Below are 1740 nucleotides of genomic sequence, written 5' to 3'. Positions count from 1 at the left end.
AGCGGCGGCTGCCGCCCGACCAGCCGCCCTTCGGGCGGACAGCTCCACTTCCCCGAAGCCAGACCCGGGCAGCAGCCCCAAACGACCAGGCGCACCGGATCGCTACGCGCTTCTCCCGGCATAGCGTCCCCGGACCGCCTGTGGCCGGACAGACGATCACTACGCACTCCGCTGCCGGAGGGGCGAGAGACTGCCAGCGGCTGGACAGAGGAGCCCGGGAAACCTCGTCATCTACGGGCCGCGTGGCCGACATGGCGCAACAGGCCGTGGACGCCGACCGCCAACGCACACCAGAACGGGAAACGCGGCACCCACGACACGGAGCACACCAGGCCGTTCCCCCGGGACCGTCACCGACAGCCGCCGAGACGCCCGCCTGACGATCCGGCTTCCCCTCAATCGCGGACAGAACCTGACCGCAAGCCTTCCTACGGTGAAGCCATGGACAACACACAGACGTATCTCGTGACCGGAGCCACCGGCAGTGTGGGTCGGCACGTCGTTCGGGAACTGCAGGAGCGTGGTCATGCGGTTCGTGCGCTGACGCGGGATCCCTCCACGGCGGGGCTGCCGGCAGGCGTGGAGGTCGTACGGGGTGACCTCACCGACCCCAAGGGCCTCGGCCCCGCCTTGGACGGCGTTGTCGGCCTGAACCTGATCACGTTCACCGGTGGTGGGTACGAACCGCTGGAAACGGGGCCGGACATCGTCGAGTTGGCACGGAAAGCAGGGGTGAAGCGGGTCTGCGTGCTGCACGGCGGTGGTCCGACGCCGCTCGAGGATGCGGTCAGGGGCAGCGGTCTGGGCTGGACCGTGGTGCGACCGGTGGAGTTCATGGCGAATGCGCTGGAGTGGGCGGATTCCATCCGCGCCGAGGGCACCGTGCGCGCCGCGTTCGTCGATGGCCTCAGCGCCATGGTCCACGAGGCCGACATCGGCGCGGTCATCGCCACCGCCCTAGCCGAGGACGGTCACAGTGGCCAGGACTACCTGCTCACCGGCCCCCAGGCGCTGACCGTGCGCGACAAGGTGGCGGCAATCGCGGCCGCCACCGGTCGTGAGATCCGTCTGGTGGAACTCTCGGAGGAGGAGGCCGCGGCGCGATATCGGGCAGACGGTCTGGACGAAGGGACGATCGCCTGGATGATCGACATCTTCAAGAACACACCCCCGGAGGGTCGGACGGTGATCGACACGGTGGAGCGCGTCACCGGCCGCCCCGCCCGTCCCTTCACCCGATGGGCCACCGAAAACGCACACGCCTTCACGCCCTGAGTGCCGTCGCCCCGTCCGTCACCCACCTGACGGCAGAAGCGCGTAGCTATCCCCGGTGCCTCGTCCCGGCCGCCGCGGCCGGTCGCGCGACGACCTGCCTCTTACTGCATGCCGCCACCCTTTCGAGGGGGGTCTAAGTGGTCTTGGCAGCCGAATGGCGGGGAGGCGGAAGTCAGAGCCGGTCAGTTGACCGCCTGGGCCCCGGACTCGGCCCATCTCGCCCGAATTGCCCTCATGTGCCTGCCTTTTGGTGACCCCAGACGGCTGGTGGTCGCCGAGACCGGGGGAGCGAGCAGTGGCCGTTGGCGGCCTATGTCCGGCCACAGGCGGTCCGGGGACGCTATGCCGAGAGAAGCGCGTAGCGATCCGGTGCGCCTGGTCGTTTGGGGCTGCTGCCCGGGTCTGCCTTCGGGGAAGTGGAGCTGTCCGCCCGTCAGGGCGGCCGATCGGGCGGCAGCCGCCGCC

General features: G+C 69.7%; 1 protein-coding gene. It reads left to right on the top strand.

Annotation, left to right across the window (positions count from 1 at the left end; all coding sequences use genetic code 11):
* Positions 1 to 441: 441 nt before the first annotated feature.
* Complete coding sequence (locus tag AB0447_RS36405; protein ID WP_366481249.1) at positions 442 to 1275, top strand: NAD(P)H-binding protein; 834 nt, start codon at positions 442 to 444, stop codon at positions 1273 to 1275.
* Positions 1276 to 1740 lie beyond the last annotated feature (465 nt).

The sequence above is a fragment of the Streptomyces sp. NPDC051211 genome (assembly GCF_040689505.1).
Lineage (GTDB): Bacteria > Actinomycetota > Actinomycetes > Streptomycetales > Streptomycetaceae > Streptomyces.
Note: the sequence above shows the minus strand (reverse complement) of the source record. Positions and strands in the feature narration are given on the sequence as shown.